Source organism: Xenorhabdus sp. SGI240, assembly GCF_040081915.1.
In the GTDB taxonomy this organism is placed as follows: domain Bacteria; phylum Pseudomonadota; class Gammaproteobacteria; order Enterobacterales; family Enterobacteriaceae; genus Xenorhabdus; species Xenorhabdus bakwenae.
Genome location: NZ_JBEBMB010000021.1, coordinates 1 through 24,407, shown reverse-complemented (window position 1 = coordinate 24,407; position 24,407 = coordinate 1). Strand labels below are relative to the sequence as shown.

19 protein-coding genes are annotated in these 24,407 nt (G+C 45.8%); 16 read left to right on the top strand and 3 right to left on the bottom strand.

Annotated features, from left to right (window positions below):
* The first annotated feature begins 97 nt into the window (after nt 1-97).
* A complete protein-coding gene (locus ABLA76_RS05050) occupies nt 98-1,927 on the top strand; it encodes an SLC13 family permease (RefSeq protein WP_348987103.1) in 1,830 nt (609 codons plus the stop codon).
* A 61-nt stretch (nt 1,928-1,988) separates the two neighbouring features.
* On the opposite strand, the gene yfbR is transcribed toward ABLA76_RS05050, so the two are convergent.
* Nucleotides 1,989-2,570, bottom strand: coding sequence for a 5'-deoxynucleotidase (yfbR, locus tag ABLA76_RS05045; protein WP_348987102.1), 582 nt, complete (start codon nt 2,568-2,570; stop codon nt 1,989-1,991).
* A gap of 228 nt (nt 2,571-2,798) precedes the next feature.
* Nucleotides 2,799-4,013 carry a pyridoxal phosphate-dependent aminotransferase gene (locus tag ABLA76_RS05040; RefSeq protein WP_348987101.1) on the bottom strand — a complete coding sequence of 405 codons (1,215 nt, stop codon included), beginning with the start codon at nt 4,011-4,013 and terminating at the stop codon, nt 2,799-2,801.
* Between the two features lie 794 nt (nt 4,014-4,807).
* Here ABLA76_RS05040 and hexA point away from each other — a divergent pair.
* The 15 genes from hexA to ABLA76_RS04965 all read left to right on the top strand — a co-directional run bounded on the left by hexA (nt 4,808) and on the right by ABLA76_RS04965 (nt 22,668).
* On the top strand, nt 4,808-5,800 hold the full coding sequence (gene hexA, locus ABLA76_RS05035) for a transcriptional regulator HexA (RefSeq protein WP_348987100.1): 993 nt from the start codon (nt 4,808-4,810) through the stop codon (nt 5,798-5,800).
* Between the two features lie 727 nt (nt 5,801-6,527).
* Nucleotides 6,528-6,992, top strand: coding sequence for an NADH-quinone oxidoreductase subunit A (locus tag ABLA76_RS05030; protein ID WP_348987099.1), 465 nt, complete (start codon nt 6,528-6,530; stop codon nt 6,990-6,992).
* A 15-nt stretch (nt 6,993-7,007) separates the two neighbouring features.
* Entirely contained in the window at nt 7,008-7,682 is a 675-nt protein-coding gene (locus ABLA76_RS05025; RefSeq protein WP_348987098.1) for an NADH-quinone oxidoreductase subunit B, read from the top strand.
* A 75-nt stretch (nt 7,683-7,757) separates the two neighbouring features.
* On the top strand, nt 7,758-9,557 hold the full coding sequence (gene nuoC / locus ABLA76_RS05020) for an NADH-quinone oxidoreductase subunit C/D (RefSeq protein ID WP_200897770.1): 1,800 nt from the start codon (nt 7,758-7,760) through the stop codon (nt 9,555-9,557).
* Between the two features lie 2 nt (nt 9,558-9,559).
* Nucleotides 9,560-10,105, top strand: a complete 546-nt coding sequence (gene nuoE / locus ABLA76_RS05015) for an NADH-quinone oxidoreductase subunit NuoE (RefSeq protein WP_348987097.1) — start codon at nt 9,560-9,562, stop codon at nt 10,103-10,105.
* Nucleotides 10,102-11,466 (top strand): NADH-quinone oxidoreductase subunit NuoF, encoded by a 1,365-nt coding sequence (gene nuoF, locus ABLA76_RS05010; protein WP_348987096.1) that lies wholly within the window; start codon nt 10,102-10,104, stop codon nt 11,464-11,466. The genes nuoE and nuoF overlap by 4 nt, the downstream gene beginning before the upstream one ends.
* Before the next feature lie 61 nt (nt 11,467-11,527).
* Nucleotides 11,528-14,251: an NADH-quinone oxidoreductase subunit NuoG gene (gene nuoG, locus ABLA76_RS05005; RefSeq protein WP_348987095.1), complete on the top strand. Its 2,724-nt coding sequence runs from the start codon at nt 11,528-11,530 to the stop codon at nt 14,249-14,251.
* The gene (gene nuoH / locus ABLA76_RS05000; RefSeq protein WP_047769408.1) at nt 14,251-15,228 is read left to right on the top strand and encodes an NADH-quinone oxidoreductase subunit NuoH; all 978 of its coding nucleotides are present in this window, start codon (nt 14,251-14,253) and stop codon (nt 15,226-15,228) included. The genes nuoG and nuoH overlap by 1 nt, the downstream gene beginning before the upstream one ends.
* Before the next feature lie 16 nt (nt 15,229-15,244).
* On the top strand, nt 15,245-15,787 hold the full coding sequence (nuoI, locus tag ABLA76_RS04995) for an NADH-quinone oxidoreductase subunit NuoI (RefSeq protein ID WP_047769406.1): 543 nt from the start codon (nt 15,245-15,247) through the stop codon (nt 15,785-15,787).
* Nucleotides 15,788-15,799: 12 nt separating this feature from the next.
* A complete protein-coding gene (gene nuoJ / locus ABLA76_RS04990) occupies nt 15,800-16,330 on the top strand; it encodes an NADH-quinone oxidoreductase subunit J (protein ID WP_348987094.1) in 531 nt (176 codons plus the stop codon).
* The gene (nuoK, locus tag ABLA76_RS04985; RefSeq protein WP_045971435.1) at nt 16,330-16,632 is read left to right on the top strand and encodes an NADH-quinone oxidoreductase subunit NuoK; all 303 of its coding nucleotides are present in this window, start codon (nt 16,330-16,332) and stop codon (nt 16,630-16,632) included. Before nuoJ ends, nuoK begins: the two co-directional genes overlap by 1 nt.
* Nucleotides 16,629-18,491, top strand: coding sequence for an NADH-quinone oxidoreductase subunit L (gene nuoL, locus ABLA76_RS04980; RefSeq protein WP_348987093.1), 1,863 nt, complete (start codon nt 16,629-16,631; stop codon nt 18,489-18,491). Before nuoK ends, nuoL begins: the two co-directional genes overlap by 4 nt.
* A 19-nt stretch (nt 18,492-18,510) precedes the next feature.
* Nucleotides 18,511-20,031: an NADH-quinone oxidoreductase subunit M gene (nuoM, locus tag ABLA76_RS04975; RefSeq protein WP_348987092.1), complete on the top strand. Its 1,521-nt coding sequence runs from the start codon at nt 18,511-18,513 to the stop codon at nt 20,029-20,031.
* Between the two features lie 6 nt (nt 20,032-20,037).
* A complete protein-coding gene (gene nuoN, locus ABLA76_RS04970) occupies nt 20,038-21,495 on the top strand; it encodes an NADH-quinone oxidoreductase subunit NuoN (protein WP_348987091.1) in 1,458 nt (485 codons plus the stop codon).
* A 423-nt stretch (nt 21,496-21,918) separates the two neighbouring features.
* Nucleotides 21,919-22,668 (top strand): SDR family oxidoreductase, encoded by a 750-nt coding sequence (locus tag ABLA76_RS04965; protein WP_348987090.1) that lies wholly within the window; start codon nt 21,919-21,921, stop codon nt 22,666-22,668.
* A 325-nt stretch (nt 22,669-22,993) separates the two neighbouring features.
* Here the strand turns inward: ABLA76_RS04965 and ABLA76_RS04960 are convergent, their stop codons facing one another.
* Nucleotides 22,994-23,917, bottom strand: a complete 924-nt coding sequence (locus ABLA76_RS04960) for an EAL domain-containing protein (protein WP_348987089.1) — start codon at nt 23,915-23,917, stop codon at nt 22,994-22,996.
* Between the last annotated feature and the right edge of the window lie 490 nt (nt 23,918-24,407).

Here is a 24,407-nt window from a genome sequence, read left to right as displayed (position 1 = left end):
TTGTACCTGTAGGCTTTTGATAGATAGCCAGTCTGCTTATGAGCAGATTGGTCGTGCGGAGAGTCATATTTGAAAGGTATTGTTGATAGAGGCCAGATTGAATAGCGAACTGTTGTGGGTATTAACCCTGCTATTGATAGCCATTGTGCTTTTCACCACTAATAAAGTCAGAATGGATGTTGTGGCTTTATTGCTGATCATCGCATTTGTCTTGAGTGGCACACTGACGTTAAGTGAAGCTACTGTCGGTTTTAGTGATCCCAATGTATTGTTGATTGCTGCCCTGTTTGTTATTGGCGAAGGGTTGGTGAGAACCGGGGTTGCTTATCAGATGGGAGACTGGCTGGTTCGTGTCGCGGGTAACAGTGAAACCAAGATGTTGGTTTGGTTAATGTTATCCGTTGCTGGACTGGGGGCATTCATGAGTTCTACGGGGGTTGTGGCAATATTTATCCCTGTTGTCCTGAGCGTGGCTGCCAGAATGAAAACCTCTCCGGGGCGATTGATGATGCCATTGGGCTTTGCCGGTTTGATCAGTGGCATGATGACCCTGGTGGCAACGCCACCCAATATGGTCGTCAATAGTGAGTTGGTGCGCGAAGGTCTGCGGGGGTTTGATTTCTTCTCCATTACACCGATCGGCATATTCGTGTTAATAGCTGGCGTGGTTTATATGTTAGTCGCGCGTCGCTGGCTAGGGGGAGCAAACCACCAGACAGCGGACGAGCGTTATCACCGGACATTTCGTGGTTTGATACGTGATTATAAATTGTCGGGTCGTGCTCGTCGTCTGACTATCCGTCAAGGTTCACCTCTGGTTGGACACACATTGGATGAATTAGGGCTGCGCGCCCGTTATGGTGCCAATGTCATTGGTATTGAACGTTGGCGTAAATTCCGTCGGGTGATGGTGGCTGCCACTGGAGATATGGAATTGCAGAGGCAGGATGTCTTGCTGGTGGATATGTCGGATAGTGATATTGATTTACGGGAATTTTGCCGTGAGCAACAGCTAGAACCGATGGTATTGCGTGGGGAATATTTTTCCGGGCACTCGCGTAATGTTGGCATGGCTGAGGTTTCAGTGCTCCCTGAGTCCGAACTTTTGGGACAATCATTGCGTGATATGAAATTTCGCACCCGTTATGGTCTCAATGTCGTGGGGATCCGTCGCGGGGGAAAAGCGTTAGAAGGGAAGTTAGTGGATGAACCTTTGTTGCTCGGTGATACTCTGCTGTTAATTGGCGATTGGAAATTGATCATCGCGTTAAAAACAAAATCCCCTGATTTCATTGTGCTAAATCTGCCTGTTGAAGTAGAAAGTGCGGCTCCTGCTGCCTCACAGGCTCCTCATGCTTTATTCTGCCTTGCCCTGATGGTTGCCCTGATGCTGACCAATGAAATTCCGAATTTTATTGCCGCGTTAATTGCCTGCCTGCTTATGGGAAAATTCCGCTGTATTGATATGGAAAGTGCTTATCGTTCCATTCACTGGCCGAGCATTATTTTGATTGTTGGCATGATGCCTTTTGCGCTGGCATTGCAGAAGACGGGAGGCATTGATCTCATTGTCCGGGGATTGATGGATATCGCAGGTAATATGGGACCACGGGTGATGTTGGTGAGCCTGTTTGTACTTTGCGCCATGATTGGGTTGTTTATTTCCAATACTGCGACAGCCGTGCTAATGGCGCCGATTGCGATTGCGGCGGCGAATGAGATGGCTGTTTCTCCCTTGCCCTTTGCGATGATTATTGGTGTGGCGGCTTCGGCAGCATTTATGACACCGGTTTCATCTCCCGTTAATACATTAGTGTTAGGGCCGGGTGGGTATCAGTTTGCCGATTTCGTGAAACTTGGCGTACCTTTTACGTTAATTGTGATGGGGATTAGTGTTGCGGTGATCCCAATACTTTTTCCATTTTAATGTTTCTATCGGGCAGCTCCGTATGGCAGGGAGCTGCGTTATGATTATAGTCGGATAATATCTATGAGCTGATTTCATCGAGGGAGAGGCTGAAACTCGGTACAAACACAGCAATAAAATAATCCATTTCTTCACTGCGACGTTCTGCCAGTGTCTTATCCAATCGTTTTTTAGCTTGATTGAATTCAGTATTGCCTGCTGAGAGTTCCTCCAGACATTTCAAGTAAGCACATAATGCATCAGCTTGCTTGATAATATGGATTTCTTCTTCACTATGGAGATGCTCATCCAGGATGGTGCGAAAATCATCCTGTAATTCAGTCGGTAACATATCCAATAATTTTTGTTGGGCTATTTTTTCTATTTTCTTATATTCATGGGCAATTTGGGGGTTGTAGTACTTAATGGGTGTTGGCAAATCCCCGGTGATGACTTCGCTGGCATCGTGATACATGGCCAACAGGGCGATCCGTTCAGGATTGACATTGCCGTTGCATTTACGGTTTTTGATTATTGCTAAAGCGTGTGCGACAAAAGCAACCTGCAAACTGTGTTCTGAAACATTTTCTGTGCGCACATTTCGCATAAGAGGCCAACGGTTAATTAATTTTAGGCGGGATAATTGGGCGAAAAAATGACTCATAATTTCCTCTTTGTAGCCGATTAATTTGTAGCAAAATTGTAGCGGAATAATATGATTAATTGTGAGCGGAGTATCGATAACTTGAAAAAAGACGGGAATGTTCACTCGCGGAAAATTCATTTATGGAAAAAATAGCAATAAGTAAGAAATAAGTATTTATCTCAGAGAAGAGTCATCCCATTAATTTGTTAATATTAATGGGATTGGCTTTAATGATAAAGATTATGGTTATTGGCGGTAGTTACCGATAAATCGGGCAAATTTTTCAATTGCTATTTGTAAGTCAGCGACATGTGGTAGTGTAACAATGCGGAAATGGTCAGGATCTGGCCAGTTAAATGCGGTGCCCTGAACCAGTAAAACTTTTTCCTGTAATAAGAGATCGAGGACCATTTTTTGGTCATCATAAATATTGAAACGTTTGGTGTCTATTTTCGGGAACATATAGAGAGCACCCATAGGTTTCACACAGGAAATCCCTGGGATCTGGTTAATCAGCTCCCATGCACGGTTGCGCTGTTCATAGAGCCGGCCACCTGGGAAAATAAATTCACTGATGCTTTGATAACCACCTAATGCTGTTTGGATTGCGTGCTGCATTGGCACATTGGCACAAAGGCGCATTGATGCCAGCATTTCTAATCCTTCAATATAATCCCTGGCCTGCTTTTTAGGGCCGTTCAGGATCATCCAGCCCTGACGGAAACCAGCAACGCGATAGGTTTTGGACAGACCATTAAAAGTAACGGTAAAGAGATCAGGTGCTAATGCTGCAATGGGGTGGTGCTGGGCATCATCGTAGAGGATTTTGTCGTAAATTTCGTCAGAAAAGATAATCAGATTATGCTGGCGGGCGATTTCTACTATTTCCAGCAACAACTCTTTGCTATATACCGCGCCGGTTGGGTTATTCGGGTTAATAATAACGATACCACGAGTACGCGGGGTAATTTTACGGCGTATGTCGTCTAAGTCAGGAAACCAGCCCTGTTGCTCATCACATAGATAGTGAACGGCATTGCCGCTGGAAAGTGATACTGCCGCAGTCCAGAGAGGGTAGTCAGGCGCAGGAACCAACATTTCGTCGCCGGTATTCAGCAGGGCCTGCATGGATTGAACGATAAGTTCAGAAACACCATTACCGATAAAGATATCTTCAACGGTAACATCCAGCATATTTCTGGCTTGATAATGCTGCATGATGGCCTTACGCGCTGAATACAACCCTTTTGAATCAGAGTAACCCTGGGCTGTTGGCAGATTACGGATAACATCAACTAAAATTTCATCAGGCGCTTCAAATCCGAATGGCGCCGGATTACCAATGTTTAGTTTCAGTACCTTATTACCTTCTTCTTCGAGTCGTTTAGCTTCTTTGAGGGTATTTCCTCGAATGTCATAGCAGACATTATCTAATTTACTGGATTTATTAATGGAAAACATAGGGTGCCTCGACCTCTTTGGCGAAATGGATATTACCCGGCATAAAAAGTGTGATGATCAATGTACTCTTCTCAGTCTGTATTTTGAAGAGGCTCTGATATCTTTGGTTAAAATGGTTGTTTTAAGAATAAATGAATCAGTTTGCTCTCTGAATTATTGTCTTTTATTGGTGTTTTATTTCAATCATATGTGTTAAATTGGAATTAAAATTTGCATAATGGCGAGTTTTTAGTTGACAGGAGATGGTATTTTGACGGGGCTTCTGGGAACATGTGCCGTTTTTTTTCAGGAACACCAAATTGTCAATAAAAGTAAGAAGATTTGTATAATGTATTCTTATAATTTATCGTTATCGACTTGAAGTTAATTTAAGTTTTTATCATCAGATACTTTGACAAATTTTTTGAGTTTTTACCCATAACATTTCTGGGCCTATTCAGTGAAATGTTAATTTATTAAAAATGCTAATACTATCTGATAATGTTAAGTGTTCCTGATTCAGATTAAGTTATTCTTTGAAGCAAGTCAGAAAAAGGATATTTGTACTGGAAATTCGTGATTATGTGATGTAAATAGGGTTTTATCTCTGACTTATTTTGGGATTGCATAAATTTTGTTAAGAAAGGAGAAAATAAAACCCATGATGATTTAAATAGTAAAAAAATGCAGTAAACCTTTGCCCTATTTAATAGAGTAGAGTAATGTCACAATCGGTATTATTTTATTTGATACTGCTGAAGTAAAAACACCAGGTTAGTTAGTAATTAAAATCAAAAAAAAGTGATGAATAAACAATGATAAATGCAAATCGTCAGATAATAAACCTCGATCTCGATCTGCTAAGAACTTTTGTTGCTGTTGCTGACTTAAATACTTTTGCAGCAGCAGCGGCAGCTGTTTCTAGAACGCAGTCAGCTGTGAGTCAGCAAATGCAGCGGTTGGAACACCTCGTGGGGAGAGAGTTGTTTGCTCGTCACGGCCGTAATAAGCTTCTGACCGAACATGGTCTTCAACTTCTTGGTTACGCACGCCAAATTCTGCGTGCCAATGACGATGCAACCGCATCATTAACCTACAATGATGCAGACGGTGAATTGAGAATAGGTGTATCAGATGACGCTGTTGATACACTGCTTCCTTTCTTATTGAACCGTATTGCCTCTGTCTATCCACGTGTGGCTGTTGATGTGCGCATTAAGCGCGCTCAGTTTATCGAAAGCATGTTGGATAACCATGAGATTGATTTGGCAGTAACCACAGCAAAAATCAACTACCATCCTAAAACACTCTTACGTTCTTCGCCTGTCTTATGGCACTGTGCACCAGATTTCCAATTGCAGACAAACGAATCTGTCCCGTTGGTTGTGATGGATGAAACTAATCCTTTCCGCCAGATCGCTCAGGAAACGCTGGATATGGCCGGCATTTCATGGCGTATTGCGTATGAAGCTGCTTCCTTGTCCGCTGTGCGTGCGGCTGTGAATGCGGAAGTCGGTATTACCGCCCGCCCTCTGGAAATGCAGAATGCGGATCTGAGAATTTTAGGTGAAATTGAAGGATTACCACGTCTGCCGGAAATCCAATTCTTCTTATATTGTAATAGTAACGAACAGAACGAATCTGTTCTGACTGTTTTTGATGCGATAGAAAATAAGAAAACACCTTATACTGTAACAACTATTGAATCCGATGAATCCGACGAAATGGATGAATCTATCGACGTTATTGAACCCATTAAATCAACTGAATCAGTTGATGACAATTCCGTTGAAAATATAGACGAATAAGTATTATGTGTTTTATAGGCTAATATTTCCATTTTATTTATGGAAGTATTAGCCTGTTGCTAATGACTTATTAATAATCCTCCCAAGTTTCCATTTCCATTTCCATTTCCATTTCCATTTCTGATATTTCTAACAAGAAATATACCCTACTAATTTTCCTATACCTTTCGAATTTTAGTTAAGAGAATGTTGCTGTGTTAACAAATTTCATTTTCCTAACTTGATAAAATAAAGCCATTTTCAGGAATGGTTCGCTTATCGCACTTTAATCGTTCTTTTTAGAAACGATTTATTAAGAATTGAATAAATTACATTCAAGTGTTGAATGTTTTTCAATGAAACTGTGCACTTGATCATAAAAATACCCCAATCAGCACAGTGGAAAGACAGGTTTTTCCTGCGATAATGATGTAGTAAAGTCGAGTGATCGGTTAGACTAGTTATGTCGGTAAGATGTTTTTTTGTACGACTGACACGTTTTAGCGGTATACCAGCACAATCCGTTAATTAATGGTTTGTGGTTTGTAAATAAAAGTGCAGGTGCTTTTGCCGTTATGGCAAATTTTGTTGAGAGGAATAAAAACCAAGACGATTCAAGCTAGAAGATAGATTGATTAGCATTGTTTCAGATTTGGTTGTTATCCCTTCCCATGAATCGATGTGGTGCAACACTGCCGGCAAAAAGAGCAGACACTTTGACACCACTTTTGATGAGTAAGCAACGAGTATGTCGATATCCACTGGAGTTTTGGCCCATCACTGGGCATTCGCGGTTTTTCTAATAGGTGCTCTTGGTTTGTGCGCATTCATGTTATTGGGTGGGTACTTCATGGGGGGCAGGGCGAAAGCCAGAGCAAAACACGTACCTTATGAATCAGGTATCGATTCTGTCGGCAGTGCACGTTTGCGTCTGTCGGCGAAGTTTTATCTGGTTGCCATGTTCTTTGTTATCTTCGACATTGAAGTCCTTTACCTGTATGCATGGGCCGTCTCAATCAAAGAGAGCGGTTGGCTAGGCTTTGCCGAAGCAAGCATTTTCATTTTGGTGTTATTGGCAGGTTTGGTTTATCTGGCGCGCATTGGGGCGTTAGATTGGACACCAGCACGTTCAAAACGTCAGGTCAGTAAACCGAGTGCTGATACTTATATCAACACGACTGGCAACCATACCAACAACAGTCACATGCAGTAATAGCGAGGCATAAAGATGGATTATACGCTCACCCGCATAGATCCTAACGGTGAGAATGACCGTTATCCCCTGCAAAAACAGGAAACTGTCAGCGATCCCTTAGAGCAGCATGTTCACCGAAGTGTCTATATGGGGAAACTGGAACATGCTCTGCATAATATGGTGAATTGGGGGAGGAAAAATTCCCTGTGGCCCTATAACTTCGGGCTTTCTTGCTGCTACGTGGAAATGGTGACGTCATTTACCGCTGTTCACGATGTTGCACGTTTTGGTGCAGAAGTATTGCGAGCATCTCCCCGTCAGGCTGATTTCATGGTGATTTCCGGGACCTGTTTCGTCAAAATGGCACCTGTCATTCAACGCCTGTACGACCAATTGCTGGAGCCGAAATGGATCATTTCAATGGGAGCCTGTGCAAACTCCGGTGGTATGTACGATATTTATTCCGTAGTGCAGGGGGTTGATAAGTTTATCCCTGTCGATGTTTATATTCCTGGCTGCCCTCCTCGCCCAGAAGCCTATATGCAGGCACTGCTGCTGTTGCAGGAGTCCATAGGTAAAGAACGACGCCCACTGTCATGGGTAGTTGGCGATCAGGGAGTTTACCGTGCCAATATGCAATCAGAAAGAGAAAGAAAACGCGGTGAACGTATTGCAGTGAAAAACCTGCGGACTCCAGACGAAATTTAAGGCTTTTAGCCATATAGCGTAACCAGAGCAATGTGTTGCGATCACAAAAACCCTGATCAAGCGTTGTGGTGAAGAATGATGACAGATCAGATAGCGCAAGAAAGCGCCCGGCCTGCCTGGGCAACACGAGATCATCTTGATGATCCTGTTGTCGGCGAGCTTCATCGTCAATTTGGCCCGGATGCCTTTACCATCCAGCCGACCCGTACTGGTATGCCCGTTGTTTGGGTCAAGCGGGAACCGTTCCTGAAGGTAATAACGTTCCTGAAACAATTGCCCAAACCCTATGTCATGCTGTTTGACTTGCATGGCGTCGATGAGCGTCAGCGCTCTCACCGGGAAGGCTTGCCAGCGGCTGACTTTTCGGTGTTTTATCACCTCCTTTCCATTGAGCGTAACCGTGACATCATGCTGAAAGTCGCGCTCGCTGAACAAGACCTGAATATCCCTACTGTCACGTCAATTTTCCCAAATGCCAATTGGTATGAACGTGAAACGTGGGAAATGTTTGGCATCACATTTAACGGCCATCCCAATTTGCGTCGTATCTTGATGCCGCCGACATGGGAAGGCCATCCGTTGCGCAAGGAGTATTCTGCGCGAGCCACGGAATTTGATCCTTTCGTCCTGACTAAGCAGAAAGAAGATCTGGAAATGGAAGCGCTGACTTTCAAACCCGAAGAGTGGGGCATGAAGCGGGGCACGGATAATGAAGATTTCATGTTCCTTAACCTTGGCCCAAACCATCCTTCAGCTCATGGTGCATTCCGCATTATTCTGCAACTTGACGGCGAAGAAATTGTCGATTGTGTTCCTGATATCGGCTATCACCATCGTGGTGCCGAAAAGATGGGGGAACGTCAGTCATGGCACAGCTATATCCCTTATACCGATCGTATCGAATATTTGGGGGGATGTGTTAACGAAATGCCTTATGTACTGGCGGTTGAAAAGCTGGCCGGTATTGAAGTCCCCGATCGGGTGAAAACCATTCGGGTCATGTTGTCCGAGCTGTTCCGCATTAATAGCCATCTGCTTTATATCAGTACATTTATTCAGGACGTTGGGGCGATGACGCCCGTCTTCTTTGCCTTTACTGACCGGCAGAAAGTTTACGATGTCGTCGAGGCGATTACCGGGTTCCGTATGCATCCGGCATGGTTCCGTATTGGAGGTGTTGCCCATGACTTGCCACGCGGTTGGGATAAGCTCTTGCGTGAATTGCTGGACTGGCTACCGAAACGTCTGAATTCTTATGTCAAGGCCGCGTTGAAAAACAGTGTCCTGAAAGGGCGTTCTGTTGGGGTTGCGTCCTACAATGCCAAACAGGCTTTGGACTGGGGGGTGACTGGTGCGGGGCTGCGTGCCACGGGTATTAGTTTTGACGTACGTAAATGGCGTCCTTATTCCGGTTATGAAAATTTCGATTTTGAAGTACCGACAGGCTACAACGGTGATTGCTATGACCGGGTAATGCTGAAAGTAGAAGAAATTCGTCAGAGTCTGCGCATCCTTGAGCAGTGCCTGAAAAATATGCCGGAAGGTCCATTCAAGGCTGATCACCCACTGACCACGCCGCCACCGAGAGAGCGGACTTTGCAGCACATAGAAACCATGATTAATCACTTCCTGCAAGTGTCATGGGGTCCGGTCATGCCCGCCAATGAATCATTCCAGATGATCGAAGCGACTAAGGGGATCAACAGTTATTACCTGACCAGCGATGGTAGCACCATGAGCTACCGTACCCGTATCCGTACACCCAGTTTTGCTCACTTGCAGCAAATTCCCTCGGTGATCCGCGGCAGTCTGGTTTCTGACCTTATCGTCTATCTGGGCAGTATCGATTTTGTTATGTCTGATGTGGATCGCTAACGATGCAAAGTGAATTTAACGCAAACAAGCAAGCACGCCTTGATGTGGTTAACGTAACGGACGCTCAGACACCGGATGAGTTTGTATTGAGTGCTGACGAACGTAATGCCATTGAGCAGGAAAAACACCACTACGAAGATCCGCGTGCTGCGTCAATCGAAGCACTGAAAATTGTACAAAAGCAGCGTGGTTGGGTGCCGGATGGTGCCATTTATGCCATTGCTGAGGTACTGGGTATTCCGGCCAGTGACGTGGAAGGGGTGGCGACGTTTTACAGCCAGATTTACCGGCAGCCAGTGGGACGCCACATTATCCGCTATTGTGACAGTGTCGTATGTCACATCACGGGTTACCAGGGGGTTCAGGCAGCGATAGAAGCGTGTCTGGACATTCGTCCGGGGCAAACCACGGCCGATGGGCGTTTCACACTGTTGCCGACCTGCTGCTTGGGTAACTGTGACAAGGGACCAACGATGATGATTGATGAGGATACCCACAGTTACGTGAAACCCGAAGAAATTGAAAAATTATTGGAGCAATATCCATGACAACGCATTCAGGAGTGAAAGAAATTATCCGCACAGCGGAAACTCATCCCCTGACATGGCGGTTGCGTGATGACCAACAACCTGTCTGGCTGGATGAATACCGGAGCCAAAATGGTTATAAAGGAGCCGAAAAAGCACTGAAGGGCATGGCTCCTGATGAAATTACCGCACTGGTTAAAGATGCTGGCTTAAAAGGCCGTGGTGGTGCGGGCTTCTCAACAGGCTTGAAATGGAGCCTGATGCCAAAAGATGAAAGCATGAATATCCGCTATTTGTTGTGTAATGCGGATGAGATGGAGCCGGGCACTTACAAAGACCGCCTATTAATGGAGCAACTGCCTCATCTGTTGGTGGAAGGCATGTTAATCAGTGCCTTTGCATTGAAAGCCTATCGCGGCTACATCTTTCTGCGTGGTGAATATGTCGAAGCGGCTGTCCATTTACGCAAAGCCATAGAGGAAGCTAAAGCGGCCGGATTGCTTGGCAAGAACATTTTGGGCAGTGGTTTTGATTTTGAACTGTTTGTTCATACGGGTGCGGGACGTTATATCTGTGGTGAAGAAACCGCCCTGATTAACTCCCTTGAAGGGCGCCGGGCAAACCCACGTTCAAAACCCCCGTTTCCTGCGACAGCTGGCGTATGGGGCAAACCTACGTGCGTCAACAACGTCGAAACCTTGTGTAACGTGCCTGCAATTCTTGAGCATGGAAAAGAGTGGTATATCGGTCTGAGTGCCGGCAAAAGTAAAGATGCCGGTACTAAACTGATGGGCTTTTCTGGTCGGGTCAAAAATCCGGGTCTTTGGGAACTCCCTTTTGGCACAACCGCCCGTGAAATTCTTGAAGATTACGCGGGAGGAATGCGTGATGGCCTGCAATTCAAGGCCTGGCAACCCGGAGGGGCAGGAACCGATTTCCTGACCGCAGACCATTTGGATTTGCCAATGGATTTTGAGCACATCGCCAAAGCGGGTAGTCGTTTGGGAACCGCGCTGGCAATGGCAGTGGATCATGAGATCAATATGGTTTCCCTGACCCGCAATCTTGAAGAATTCTTCTCTCGTGAATCTTGTGGCTGGTGCACACCTTGCCGTGATGGCTTGCCGTGGAGTGTCAAAATCCTCCGGGCTATTGAGAGTGGCAAAGGCCAGCCAGGTGATATTGAAACATTAGAACAACTCTGTCGTTTTCTTGGACCGGGCAAAACGTTTTGTGCCCATGCGCCAGGTGCTGTGGAACCTTTGCAGAGTGCTATTAAATATTTCCGTGAAGAATTTGAAGCAGGAATTGTCACCAAAGATTACGGCAATACCAACCTGATTGCGGGTATTCAACCAAACCTGCTCAACCAGCGTTGGTAACAGACAGCGCTAATTTTTGATTAACGCCTGCTGCGGCAGGCCATTGGGAAGCATGCTGACTATGGCTACGATACATGTAGACGGCAAAGAATATGATGTAAACGGGGCTGATAACCTGTTACAAGCCTGCCTCTCATTGGGGCTTGATATACCTTATTTTTGCTGGCATCCAGCGCTGGGAAGCGTTGGCGCTTGCCGCCAGTGTGCGGTGAAGCAATATCAAAATGCGGAAGATACGCGTGGTCGCCTGGTGATGTCTTGTATGACACCCGCATCAGATGGCACGTATATTTCCATTGATGATGATGAAGCTAAACAGTTCCGTGCCAGTGTTGTGGAATGGTTAATGACCAACCATCCCCACGACTGTCCAGTTTGTGAGGAAGGGGGTAACTGTCATTTGCAGGATATGACAGTAATGACGGGGCATTCATTCCGCAAATACCGTTTTACCAAGCGTACTCACAAAAATCAGGAATTGGGACCATTTGTTGCTCATGAAATGAACCGTTGTATCGCCTGTTACCGTTGTGTCCGTTATTACAAAGATTATGCGGATGGAACTGATTTTGGCGTTTATGGTGCTCATGACAACGTCTATTTTGGTCGCCCTGAAAGTGGCACACTGGAAAGTGAATTTTCCGGTAACCTCGTTGAAATTTGTCCAACAGGGGTATTTACCGACAAAACACATTCAGAACGCTACAACCGTAAATGGGACATGCAGTTTGCGCCAAGCATCTGCCAACAGTGCAGCATTGGCTGTAACACCAGCCCCGGTGAACGTTATGGTGAACTGCGCCGGATAGAAAACCGTTATAACGGCACTGTCAACCACTACTTTATGTGTGACCGAGGGCGTTTCGGTTATGGCTATGTCAACCGCGACGACCGTCCTCGCCAGCCACAACAATTGCGTGGCGATCAATGGATTTCATTGAATGCCGAGCAAGTCATGCAAGGGGGCGCAGACATTTTGCGTCAGGCGAAAAATGCCATTGGCATCGGTTCACCGCGTGCCAGTATTGAAAGTAACTTTGCCTTACGTGAATTGGTTGGTGCGGAAAACTTCTACAGTGGTATTTCAGCGGAAGAACAACATCGCCTTGATACGATGTTAGAAATTCTCCAGCAAGGGGGCGTCTATACGCCATCTCTGCGTGAAATTGAAGATTATGATGCGGTGTTGGTGTTAGGGGAAGACCTGACCCAAACGGCTGCCCGCATGGCGTTATCTGTGCGCCAGGCAGTGAAAGGCAAAGCGCGAGAAATGGCGGCTGCTCAGAAAGTGGCAGACTGGCAGATTGCGGCTGTGATGAATATTGGTCAACATGCCAAGTATTCTCTTTTCCTGACCAGTGTTGATGAAACCCGACTGGATGATATTGCCGCATGGAGTTACCGTGCACCGGTTGATGATCAGGCTCGCTTAGGCTTTGCCGTGGCACATGCCCTGAACAATATCGCTCCTGCGGTTGATGGCCTGCCGGATGAACTGAAATCGAAAGTGGCAATCATTGCACAGGCATTACGTGATGCGAAAAAGCCATTGATTATCAGTGGTAGCAATTCAGGCAGCGATGCCTTGATTCAGGCTGCCGCTAATATTGCATGGGCGTTGAAAGATAAAGGCGCAGATGTCGGCCTTTCTTATGTTGCCGCGTATGCCAATAGTCTGGGGCTGGCAATGATGGAAGCGCAGCCATTGGATGTTGCTTTGCAGCGTATTGCTAAAGGGGATTCAGACACCGCCATTGTGATGGAAAACGATCTCTATCGTCATGCACCGGCGGATAAGATAGATCGCGCACTGGATAGCCTGAAAAACCTGATTGTCGTGGATCATCAGCGCACCGCCATCATGGATAAGGCGCATTTGATTCTGTCAGCCTCCAGTTTTGCAGAGAGTGACGGTACGTTGGTGAATCAGGAAGGTCGTGCCCAGCGCTATTTCCAGGTTTACGAACCGGCATTTTATGACAAATCTATCGTTATGCTGGAAAGCTGGCGCTGGATGCATTCCCTGTATACCACTTATACACAGTGCCAAACTGACTGGACACAGCTTGATCATGTGATAGCCGCTTGTGTCAAAATGATGCCGCAATTCAAAGGCATTATAAATGCAGCACCCGATGCGACATTCCGTATTCGTGGGCAAAAACTGGCGCGTTCACCTCATCGTTACAGCGGCCGTACGGCAATGTTGGCTGATGTCAGTGTCCATGAGCAGCGCCAACCCCAGGATATCGATACCGCATTTGCTTTCTCAATGGAAGGGAACAACAGCCCATATGCACCACGCCAGCAAATCCCATTTGCATGGGCACCCGGCTGGAACTCACCACAAGCGTGGAATAAATTTCAGGCGGAAGTCGGTGGCAAGCTGCGTTTTGGCGATCCGGGGGTTCGTTTAATTGAAACGGTTGATGGTGGATTAAACTATTTTGACACTATCCCGACCGCATTCACTGCGCAAAAAGATCAATGGCATGTTGCGCCCTATTTCCATCTGTTTGGTAGTGAAGAACTGTCCCAACGTTCTGATGTAATACAGGAGCGTATGCCTGAGCCGTATGTGATGTTCAATCATAAAGATGCGGAGCATTTGAAGGTGAAAGAAGGTGCAGTAATGGCATTTGATTGTGAAGGGCAGAAACTGCGTTTGGCCGTGCGCTTGAGTGGTAATCTGGCCCAGGGGCAAATCGGCTTGCCTCTGGGAATGTCGGGTGTACCGCCGATCCTGGCAGGCAAATTAGTCCATAACTTACGGGAGGTTGCATAATGAGCTGGTTTACTCCCGAGGTCATTGAAATCCTGATTGCTGTACTGAAAGCGGTTGTCATTCTACTGGTCGTGGTTATCTGCGGGGCATTCATGAGTTTCTTTGAACGCCGTATCCTTGGCCTGTTTCAAAACCGTTATGGGCCAAACCGAGTCGGTTGGGGCGGTTCATTGCAGCTTGTTGCAGACATGATCAAAATGTTCTTTAAAGAAGACTGGGCACCCCGCTTTTCTGACAGGGCCATTTTCACCTTGGCTCCTGTCATTGCATTCTGCTCAATGCTTCTGGCCTTTGTGATTGTACCGGTAAGCCCGACATGGATGGTCGCAGACCTGAACATCGGCATCTTATTCTTTATGATGCTGGCAGGTCTGGCGGTTTATTCCGTGCTATTTGCTGGTTGGGCGAGTAACAACAAATATGCCTTGCTGGGTGCGATGCGGGCATCCGCACAGACACTGAGTTATGAAGTTTTCCTCGGTATGTCCATGATGGGCGTTGTGGCACAAGCCGGCTCCTTTAACATGGTGGATATCGTCAACTCACAGCAACATGTGTGGAATGTTATTCCTCAATTCTTTGGCTTCCTGACTTTTGCCATTGCGGGGGTAGCGGTATGCCACCGTCATCCCTTTGACCAACCGGAAGCAGAGCAAGAATTGGCTGACGGCTATCACATTGAATATTCCGGTATGAAATTCGGTCTGTTTTTTGTCGGGGAATATATCGCGATTGTGACGGTATCTGCTTTGATCGTCACGCTGTTCTTTGGTGGCTGGAATGGGCCTTTCTTGCCGCCGTTCGTCTGGTTTGCGCTGAAAACAGCATTTTTCATGATGATGTTCATCTTGATCCGCGCTGCCTTGCCGCGTCCTCGTTATGATCAGGTGATGTCGTTTGGCTGGAAAGTTTGTCTGCCGTTAACGTTACTGAATATGCTAGCGACAGCCGCAGTTATTTTATACAACGCTCAATAAAGGGGGCGATTGAACCATGACATTGAAAGAATTAGTGGTCGGTTTCGCCACCCAAGTACGCAGTATTTGGATGATAGGGCTTCATGCCTTCCATAAACGCGAAACAAAAATGTATCCGGAAGAGCCGGTTTATCTGCCGCCCCGTTACCGTGGACGCATCGTCCTGACGCGTGATCCTGACGGTGAAGAGCGTTGTGTTGCGTGTAACTTGTGTGCAGCGGTATGTCCGGTAGGATGTATCTCACTGCAAAAAGCCGAGCATAAAGATGGGCGCTGGTATCCTGAGTTTTTCCGCATTAACTTTTCGCGTTGCATTTTCTGTGGCCTGTGTGAAGAAGCGTGCCCAACTACCGCTATTCAGTTGACACCGGATTTTGAACTGGGTGAATTCAAGCGTCAGGATCTGGTGTATGAGAAAGAAGATCTGCTGATTTCAGGGCCGGGTAAATATCCTGACTACAACTTTTACCGTAAGACAGGTATGGCGATTGACGGCAAAGACAAAGGTGAAGCCGACAATGAGGCCAAGCCTATCGACGTTAAAAGCCTGTTGCCGTAAGGAACGATATTCATGGAATTTACATTTTATGTCGCAGGGCTGGTTGCTATTCTGGCAACACTCAGGGTGATAACCCATACGAATCCAGTGCATGCACTGCTGTATCTGATTATTTCCTTGTTGGCATTGTCCGTTGTGTTTTTTTCAATGGGTGCCTATTTTGCGGGTGCTTTGGAGATCATCGTTTACGCGGGCGCTATTATGGTGTTGTTCGTCTTCGTCGTGATGATGCTGAATTTAGGCAAATCAGTTGTCGAGCAGGAACGGCGCTGGTTACAACCCAGAGCCTGGATTGGCCCGTCAATCCTGTCTGTTGTGCTGTTGATTGTGCTGGTTTATGCCATCAGTACACTGCCATCCGCTGAAATCAGTGGTGAAGTGGTCAGTGCCAAAGAAGTGGGCATTAGCCTGTTTGGCCCTTATGTACTGGCGGTCGAGCTGGCCTCTTTGCTGTTGTTGGCAGGATTGGTAGTGGCTTACCACATCGGCCGTGAAAATCGGCAAGGGGAAGTGATCAGCAATCGTACGGAGGACCAACAATAATGATAGCGTTACACCATGGCCTCATTCTGGCGGCTATTCTGTTCATATTAGGCTTCACCTGCCTGATTATCCGCCGCAATCTGTTATTTATGCTGATCGGGTTGGAAATCATGATCAATGCTTCAGCGCTGGCGTTTGTCGTTGCTGGCAGCTATTGGCTCCAGCCTGATGGTCAGGTGATGTACATTCTGGCCATTACTCTGGCAGCCGCCGAGGCGAGTATCGGGTTGGCACTGTTACTACAGCTGCACCGTCGTCGCCAAAACCTGAATATTGATACAGTCAGTGAGATGCGCGGATGAACTTACTCTATTTAACCATTCTGCTGCCACTGCTGGGATTTTTGCTATTGGCATTTTCCCGTGGCCGCTGGTCTGAAAATATGTCAGCCACCATCGGGATAGGTTCTGTTGGGCTGGCAGCATTAGTCACATTCTGGGTAGCACTTGATTTTCTTGCACAGGATGGGGCAGGGGGGCGGGTTTACAGCCAAACGTTGTGGAACTGGATGGCAGTGGATAATTTCAGCATTCCGGTTAATCTGGTGCTGGATGGTCTGTCACTGACGATGCTCAGTGTGGTGACTGGCGTGGGTTTTCTGATCCACATCTACGCGTCTTGGTACATGCGTGGTGAAGAGGGATACTCCCGTTTCTTCGCCTATACCAACCTGTTTATCGCCAGTATGGTGGTATTGGTACTGGCAGATAACATGCTGTTGATGTATCTCGGTTGGGAAGGCGTCGGCCTGTGCAGTTACCTGTTGATCGGTTTCTACTACAAAACCCCTGCCAATGGCGCGGCGGCAATGAAGGCCTTCATTGTGACCCGTGTTGGTGACGTATTCCTTGCCATTGGTATGTTTATCCTTTACGACCAGCTTGGTACGCTGAGTTTCCGCGAATTGGCGGTATTGGCACCACAGTATATTGAAGCAGGTTCTGGTGCGATCACCTGGGCAACCTTGATGATTTTGGGGGGGGCTGTCGGTAAATCCGCGCAGTTGCCATTGCAAACATGGCTGGCTGATGCGATGGCCGGTCCGACACCCGTTTCTGCGCTGATCCACGCCGCGACGATGGTGACCGCTGGGGTTTATCTGATTGCCCGTAGCCATGCATTGTTCTTGATGGCGCCTGATATCTTACATTTGGTCGGTGTTATTGGTGCGATCACTTTGCTGCTGGCCGGTTTCGCGGCACTGGTACAGACAGATATCAAACGCGTACTGGCTTACTCCACCATGAGCCAGATTGGCTACATGTTTCTGGCATTGGGCGTACAGGCGTGGGATGCCGCAATTTTTCACCTCATGACCCATGCATTCTTCAAAGCATTACTGTTCCTGGCTTCTGGCTCGGTGATTCTGGCCTGCCACCATGAGCAAAACATCTTCAAGATGGGAGGGCTGAGTAAGCGTATCCCATTTGTTTATCTCTGCTTCCTGGTGGGTGGCTCTGCGTTGTCGGCACTGCCATTACTGACAGCCGGTTTTTACAGTAAGGATGAAATCCTGTGGGGCGCGTTGGCAAATGGTCATATGAACCTGATGCTGGCGGGGCTGATTGGGGCATTGATGACATCACTGTATACCTTCCGCATGATCTTTATCGTGTTCCACGGTAAAGAAAATACCCATGCTCATCCAGTCAAGGGCATTACTCATACCTTGCCATTGTCAGTATTGCTGGTGTTGTCCACATTTGTGGGCGCGCTGATTGTGCCACCGCTGGCGGGCGTCCTACCTGAGAGTGTTTTGTCAGAAAATAGCGCGGCAGGGCATGATGGCAAAATGACATTGGAAATCATCTCTGGGGTGGTTGCCGTTGTCGGTATCTTGCTGGCGGCTGCTTTGTATCTGGGCAAACGTGGTGTGGTCAATGCCACAGCGAACAGTGCAGCGGGGCGTTTCTTCTCCACATGGTGGTTCCATGCCTGGGGATTTGATGCGCTGTATGACTGGGTATTTGTAAAACCATTCAAGGGCATCACCCGTTTGTTGCAAAGTGATCCTTTGAACTCACTGATGAACATTCCAGCCATATTGTCACGTTGGGGCAATAAAGGGCTTCGTTGGAGTGAGAACGGACAAGTCCGTTGGTACGCTACCTCTATGGGGTTGGGTGCAGTGCTGGTTTTAGCTCTGCTGCTTTTGGTTTAATTAAGGGACACATTGCGCCATGCTACTACCTTGGCTAATTCTTCTGCCCTTCATCGGAGGCCTGTTGTGTTGGCAGGTCGAGCGCTTCGGCACCCGTATGCCGCGTTGGATAGCGCTTCTGGCGATGGGACTGACGCTGTTACTCTCCCTGTACCTGTGGTTACAGGGCGGTTATACACTCACCAACCCACAGGGCATACCACAGTGGCAATCAGAGTTCCTGCTTCCGTGGATCCCACGTTTTGGCATTAGCATTCATCTGGCACTGGATGGTTTATCCTTGCTGATGGTGGTATTGACTGCATTACTGGGTTTGATGGCGATCCTCTGTTCGTGGAATGAAAACCAGCCATACCAGGGCTTCTTTCACCTGAACCTGTTGTGGATACTGGGGGGGGTGATGGGGGTTTTCCTTGCCATCGACCTGTTCCTGTTCTTCTTCTTCTGGGAAGTAATGCTAGTACCGATGTACTTCCTGATTGCCCTGTGGGGACACAGAGGCTCAGAAGGTAAAACCCGTATCACTGCGGCAACGAAATTCTTCATCTATACCCAGGCTAGCGGTTTGGTGATGTTGATTTCGATTCTGGCACTGGCTTTTATTCACCATGATGCAACCGGCGAATGGTCATTCAACTATGAAAAACTGTTGGATACGCCGATGTCACACACCGTTCAATACTTGCTAATGCTGGGTTTCTTCATTGCATTTGCGGTGAAAATGCCGGTTGTTCCTTTACACGGTTGGTTGCCAGATGCCCATAGTCAGGCCCCAACAGCGGGTTCAGTTGACCTTGCGGGGATTTTGCTGAAAACAGCGGCTTATGGTTTGTTACGTTTCAGTTTGCCTCTGTTCCCGCAAGCTTCTGCGGAATTTGCGCCGATTGCCATGTGGCTGGGCGTCATTGGTATTTTCTACGGTGCGTGGATGGCATTCAGCCAGACTGATATCAAGCGCTTGATTGCCTATACCAGTGTTTCTCACATGGGCTTTGTGCTTATCGCCATTTACACAGGTAGCCAATTGGCTTATCAGGGCGCGGTGATCCAGATGATTGCACATGGCCTGTCAGCCGCAGGGCTGTTCATTCTGTGTGGTCAGCTATATGAACGCCTGCATACCCGAGACATGCGCCAAATGGGCGGATTATGGGGAAGAATTCAACTCTTGCCTGCGATATCCCTGTTTTTTGCGGTAGCCACATTGGGTATGCCAGGAACTGGTAACTTTGTCGGGGAATTTATGATCCTGTTTGGCAGCTTCAGTAAATTTACCCTGATTACTACGGTATCCGTGTTCGGTTTGGTTTTTGCCTCCGTTTATGCACTGTACTTGATGCAGAAGGCTTATTACGGTACACCAAAAACGGATAAACCTTTACAGAGAATGGATGTACGTGAAATTTCCATTCTGCTGTTGTTGGTCGTCTTGCTGGTGATTTTGGGTGTTTACCCGCAGCCAATCCTTGATACCTCAGCCGCAGCAATGAGTCACATCCAGAATGGGTATTCAGCTTCACTTTTAACTACAAGGCCGTAATTCGCCATGACAATAACTCCTGAACAATTGATCGCACTGTTGCCGCTATTGATCGTCGGATTGACGGTGGTGGTTGTGATGTTGTCCATTGCGTGGCGACGCGATCATTTCACCAATGTCACCCTGACGGTGATTGGTCTAAACCTGGCTCTGTTCTCTCTCTATTTTGTGGGACAACAAGAGCCAATGGATGTCACGCCATTGATTCATGTAGATCGTTTTGCAATGTTCTATACTGCCCTTGTGCTGATTGCGAGCCTTGCAACAACGACATTTGCCTACTCATGGTTGGAAAATTATCCCGATAATAAAGAAGAATTTTATCTGTTAGTGTTGATCGCGGCGGCTGGGGGAATTCTGCTCTCTTCGGCCAACCACATGGCATCACTGTTTATCGGAATTGAATTGATCACCCTGCCGCTGTTTGGTTTAGTGGGTTATGCATATCGCCAGAAACGTTCTTTGGAAGCAGGCATCAAATATATGTTGCTGTCTGCGGCCGCATCTTCATTCCTGCTGTTTGGTATTGCATTGCTGTATGCAGAATCCGGTGATTTATCTTTCGCATCACTCGGCAAGAGTTTGAGCGATAGCAAACTGCATGAACCGTTAGTGCTGGCTGGCCTGGGGATGATGATCGTAGGATTGGGCTTTAAACTTTCCCTGGTGCCTTTCCAACTGTGGACACCGGATGTTTATCAAGGTGCACCGGCACCGGTATCGACCTTTCTGGCAACGGCAAGTAAGGTTGCGATTTTCGCAGTGATCATGCGCTTATTCATTGAAGCACCAGTGGCTGAAAGCACAACCTTACGTATTCTGCTCACGGTGATTGCTATCGCATCTATCCTGTTTGGTAACTTGTTGGCATTAACACAAAGCAATATCAAACGACTGCTGGGTTACTCATCCATTGCTCATTTGGGATATTTGCTGGTGGTATTGGTTGCCATCAAAGATCATACTTTGGCAGAAGAGACGGCAGGTATTTATCTGGTCGGTTATTTGCTCGCCAGTATCGGGGCATTTGGCGTGGTCAGCTTGATGTCCAGCCCATACAGAGGGCCAGATGCGGATTCACTGTTCTCATATCGTGGCCTGTTCTGGCATAAACCGATCCTGTCAGCGGTAATGACAGTCATGATGTTGTCGTTGGCGGGAATACCATTAACATTTGGCTTCATTGGCAAATTCTATGTCATCGCGACAGGTGTTGAAGCAAGCTTGTGGTGGCTGACTGGTGCCGTTGTCGTGGGTAGTGCCATCGGTCTTTACTACTATCTACGCGTGATGGTGAGTTTGTACCTGCCGGCCCCGAAAGCGCTAAACCGTGATACACCACACAATTGGGCATTTACCTCTGGCGGGATTGTGGTGTTGCTCAGTGCATTACTGGTGTTGATCCTTGGTATTTGGCCACAACCGCTGATTGATATTGTTCAGCAGGCGAAAAGTGTTCTGTAAACAATAAGTGTTCTGTAAACAATAAGCTAAAGAAACTATTAAAAAAACCCAGCCATCGTTGTCTGGGTTTTTTTGAACAGAAAAACACCCGCAGCATGCGGCAACTGCTCGTATTTGAATCCCATCGAACACAAGTGGGCCGACGCAAAGCCTTATATTTTCCCGCTGCGCGGGGAAATATAACACGCATCCTGAAGTTGGATTGGTATATTTTCATGAATTAAATGCATTTTGGCTCTGATGATTTTTAACATATAAAATATAAAGCGTTAGGCATAAAATTCAAAATGTTCACTGTAAGATAAGATCAGGTGAAAGTTTTATTATGGGGGAAATTCACTCTGATTACAGTTATGGTGTGCGGTAATTTTAAGGAATAAGGAGAGGTTAACTATTTATTGATTTAATAAGGGGATATATGTCATGAATTCATTTGAAAATAAAGTGGTATTGATCACTGGAGGAACAGCCGGAATAGGGCTGGCTACTGCTATTGAATTTGCGAAAATGGATGCAAGAGTTCTTTTGGTAGGGAGAAATGTTGATAAAGGTAGTAAAGCAATAGCACAAATGCCACACAATGCTAATTGTGAGTTCTATTCTGCCGATATGAGCAAACAGTCAGACATTAAGCGGCTCTTCTCATATATTAAAGAGCATTATGGCCGTTTGGACATTGCTGTTAATAATGCCGGAATGTTCGGTGCTTCGTTTACTAAAATAACCGAATATCCAGATGAAGTATGGGATGAGGTCATTGCGACGAATGTAACGGGCGTGTATCAATGTATGAAGTATGAAATACCGTTAATGGAGCAATCAGGTGGAGCAATAGTAAATGTCGCATCAGTTTCAGGTTTAAAAGCAAATTATGCAGGAGGGTGTGCCTATACTGCCAGTAAACATGCGGTGGTTGGATTGACAAAATCTGCTGCTTTAGAGGTGGCAAAGTTAAATATTCGGGTTAATGCCGTGTGTCCAGGATTAATCAGGACAGATATGTCAGTCAGTGTGTTTGGTGATAATTTAGATGCGTATAGTGACATCCACCCAATTGGACGGATTGGGGAAGCAGAAGAAGTGGCTAATGCTATCATGTGGTTATCTGGTAACAGAGCGGAATTCATTACAGGTTGTTGTTTACCCGTTGATGGCGGTTTAATGGTAAAATAGACTTTAAATACCGATCTCTTGAGTTGATACATAATAATATCCGTGACGGACAGGTACATGGCTGTACTCAATCCGTCTTTTTAGTTTCTGATGGAAGTAATATCCTGTAGGGCAATTGGTAGAGAATAAAGAGGGAGTTTATTTTCAATATGATGCGTCATATCTTGCCATTCATCCGAAATTAATCTCTCCTTTTTTGATTAAGGCGAATACTTCATTACAAAAAGCTCCCAAAGAACCTCAGCGGCTACGATTGGACAGCATATGGAACAGAAATGGTCAAAGCTAAAGGCCCCGTAAAGCGTTTTTGCAGGGAGAATTCTTGTCATAACCATTTTTTGACAAACTCTTCCAACGGCATTGGATGGTCAAAGTAATATCCCTGCAAATAATCGACAGAATAGTTCGTTAACTGATTAATCTGTTCTTGGTTTTCAATTCCTTCAGCCACAATTTCCAGATGCAATCGCTGGGCAAGGTCAATGATATTTTCCACAATATTTTTTGAAATCATATCGGTATTCATTTTGCTAATAAAGTTATGTCCTATTTTCACTAAGTTAACATTAAGTTTTTGTAAATAATTGTAATTAGAAAAACCTGTGCCAAAGTCGTCCAGTGCAATTAATACACCTAATTCATCCAGCTTATTGAATAAACTAATAGTATGATTATCGAGTTCCAATAATTCTCGTTCGGTAATTTCCAAAATCAGTTTGATGGAATCTGCTGGAAATGATGTCAGAAAATAATGACAATCATCAATTAACCTAATATCTTTATAATGTCTTGCACTAATATTGAAGTTAAAATGGAAATTTGTCGGTAATTGATGAGCAATAGGCGAAAAATAGTCTCTCACTTGGGTGATTAGGTTATGCGTTAAGGGAATAATCAAATCTGATTTTTCAATTTGTGCGATAAATTTATTTGGCGTCAATAAACCATAAATTGGGTGTTGCCAGCGAACAAGGATTTCACATCCAATGATTTCATTGTTTTTACTACAAATAATGGGCTGTATATAGGGGATGAATTGCTGATTTTTAATCGCTTTTTTCAAACGATATTCTGGGATAGTAATGGTTTTGGTATGTTTATAAAAAAATACCGCTGATATGAACGTAAGCAGAGACAATAAAATAAATACACATGCAAATTCTACATCTGGTTGGATATTATCCTGATAATTGGAAAATAATCTCCAAAATATAAAGCCTGTGCTGGCAGTGATGGTGATGAATAACATCACAAATATCCGATACAGGGATCGGTATGATTTCAGATTCAGCCCCATCATATCTCCTTTCTTGATAAAGCCTGTTACTTAACAGTAGGCTTGTTATCCAAACTATGCAAAATTTTATTAACTTATTGATTACAAAAAAAGAGGCTCTTTTTTTGCGAAAACAACTTCGGCTATGTTACAGGAAGAATTTAAAGACGGGAAATAACTATATGACTATATGGCAAAATGGGAGGGGTTATAATTGCTGAAGATGATCAAGATAAAAAAATATTGTGGCCATCCGTGGCTAAATTATTATTTGATTTATAACGCGATGCTCGACTTTCGTGGTGAGTTGAAATGACATAGCCGCTCCTTTATAACTTTAAGTCGCCAAACTGAGAGAAATAAAGGAACAAAGGCTATGTCACAGCAAGATTTTATCATTTGGGTGTTTTGTTGTGTAGATGACAATTTAACGCATTTACAACAAGGTATGCGATTCAGAAGT

Bases quoted from the DNA above. Each gene is read 5' to 3' on its own strand.
- yfbR (WP_348987102.1), bottom strand. From the start codon at position 2,570: ATGAGTCATTTTTTCGCCCAATTATCCCGCCTAAAATTAATTAACCGT.
- ABLA76_RS05040 (WP_348987101.1), bottom strand. From the start codon at position 4,013: ATGTTTTCCATTAATAAATCCAGTAAATTAGATAATGTCTGCTATGAC.
- hexA (WP_348987100.1), top strand. From the start codon at position 4,808: ATGATAAATGCAAATCGTCAGATAATAAACCTCGATCTCGATCTGCTA.
- ABLA76_RS05030 (WP_348987099.1), top strand. From the start codon at position 6,528: ATGTCGATATCCACTGGAGTTTTGGCCCATCACTGGGCATTCGCGGTT.
- ABLA76_RS05025 (WP_348987098.1), top strand. From the start codon at position 7,008: ATGGATTATACGCTCACCCGCATAGATCCTAACGGTGAGAATGACCGT.
- nuoC (WP_200897770.1), top strand. From the start codon at position 7,758: ATGATGACAGATCAGATAGCGCAAGAAAGCGCCCGGCCTGCCTGGGCA.
- nuoE (WP_348987097.1), top strand. From the start codon at position 9,560: ATGCAAAGTGAATTTAACGCAAACAAGCAAGCACGCCTTGATGTGGTT.
- nuoF (WP_348987096.1), top strand. From the start codon at position 10,102: ATGACAACGCATTCAGGAGTGAAAGAAATTATCCGCACAGCGGAAACT.
- nuoG (WP_348987095.1), top strand. From the start codon at position 11,528: ATGGCTACGATACATGTAGACGGCAAAGAATATGATGTAAACGGGGCT.
- nuoH (WP_047769408.1), top strand. From the start codon at position 14,251: ATGAGCTGGTTTACTCCCGAGGTCATTGAAATCCTGATTGCTGTACTG.
- nuoI (WP_047769406.1), top strand. From the start codon at position 15,245: ATGACATTGAAAGAATTAGTGGTCGGTTTCGCCACCCAAGTACGCAGT.
- nuoJ (WP_348987094.1), top strand. From the start codon at position 15,800: ATGGAATTTACATTTTATGTCGCAGGGCTGGTTGCTATTCTGGCAACA.
- nuoK (WP_045971435.1), top strand. From the start codon at position 16,330: ATGATAGCGTTACACCATGGCCTCATTCTGGCGGCTATTCTGTTCATA.
- nuoL (WP_348987093.1), top strand. From the start codon at position 16,629: ATGAACTTACTCTATTTAACCATTCTGCTGCCACTGCTGGGATTTTTG.
- nuoM (WP_348987092.1), top strand. From the start codon at position 18,511: ATGCTACTACCTTGGCTAATTCTTCTGCCCTTCATCGGAGGCCTGTTG.
- nuoN (WP_348987091.1), top strand. From the start codon at position 20,038: ATGACAATAACTCCTGAACAATTGATCGCACTGTTGCCGCTATTGATC.
- ABLA76_RS04965 (WP_348987090.1), top strand. From the start codon at position 21,919: ATGAATTCATTTGAAAATAAAGTGGTATTGATCACTGGAGGAACAGCC.
- ABLA76_RS04960 (WP_348987089.1), bottom strand. From the start codon at position 23,917: ATGTTATTCATCACCATCACTGCCAGCACAGGCTTTATATTTTGGAGA.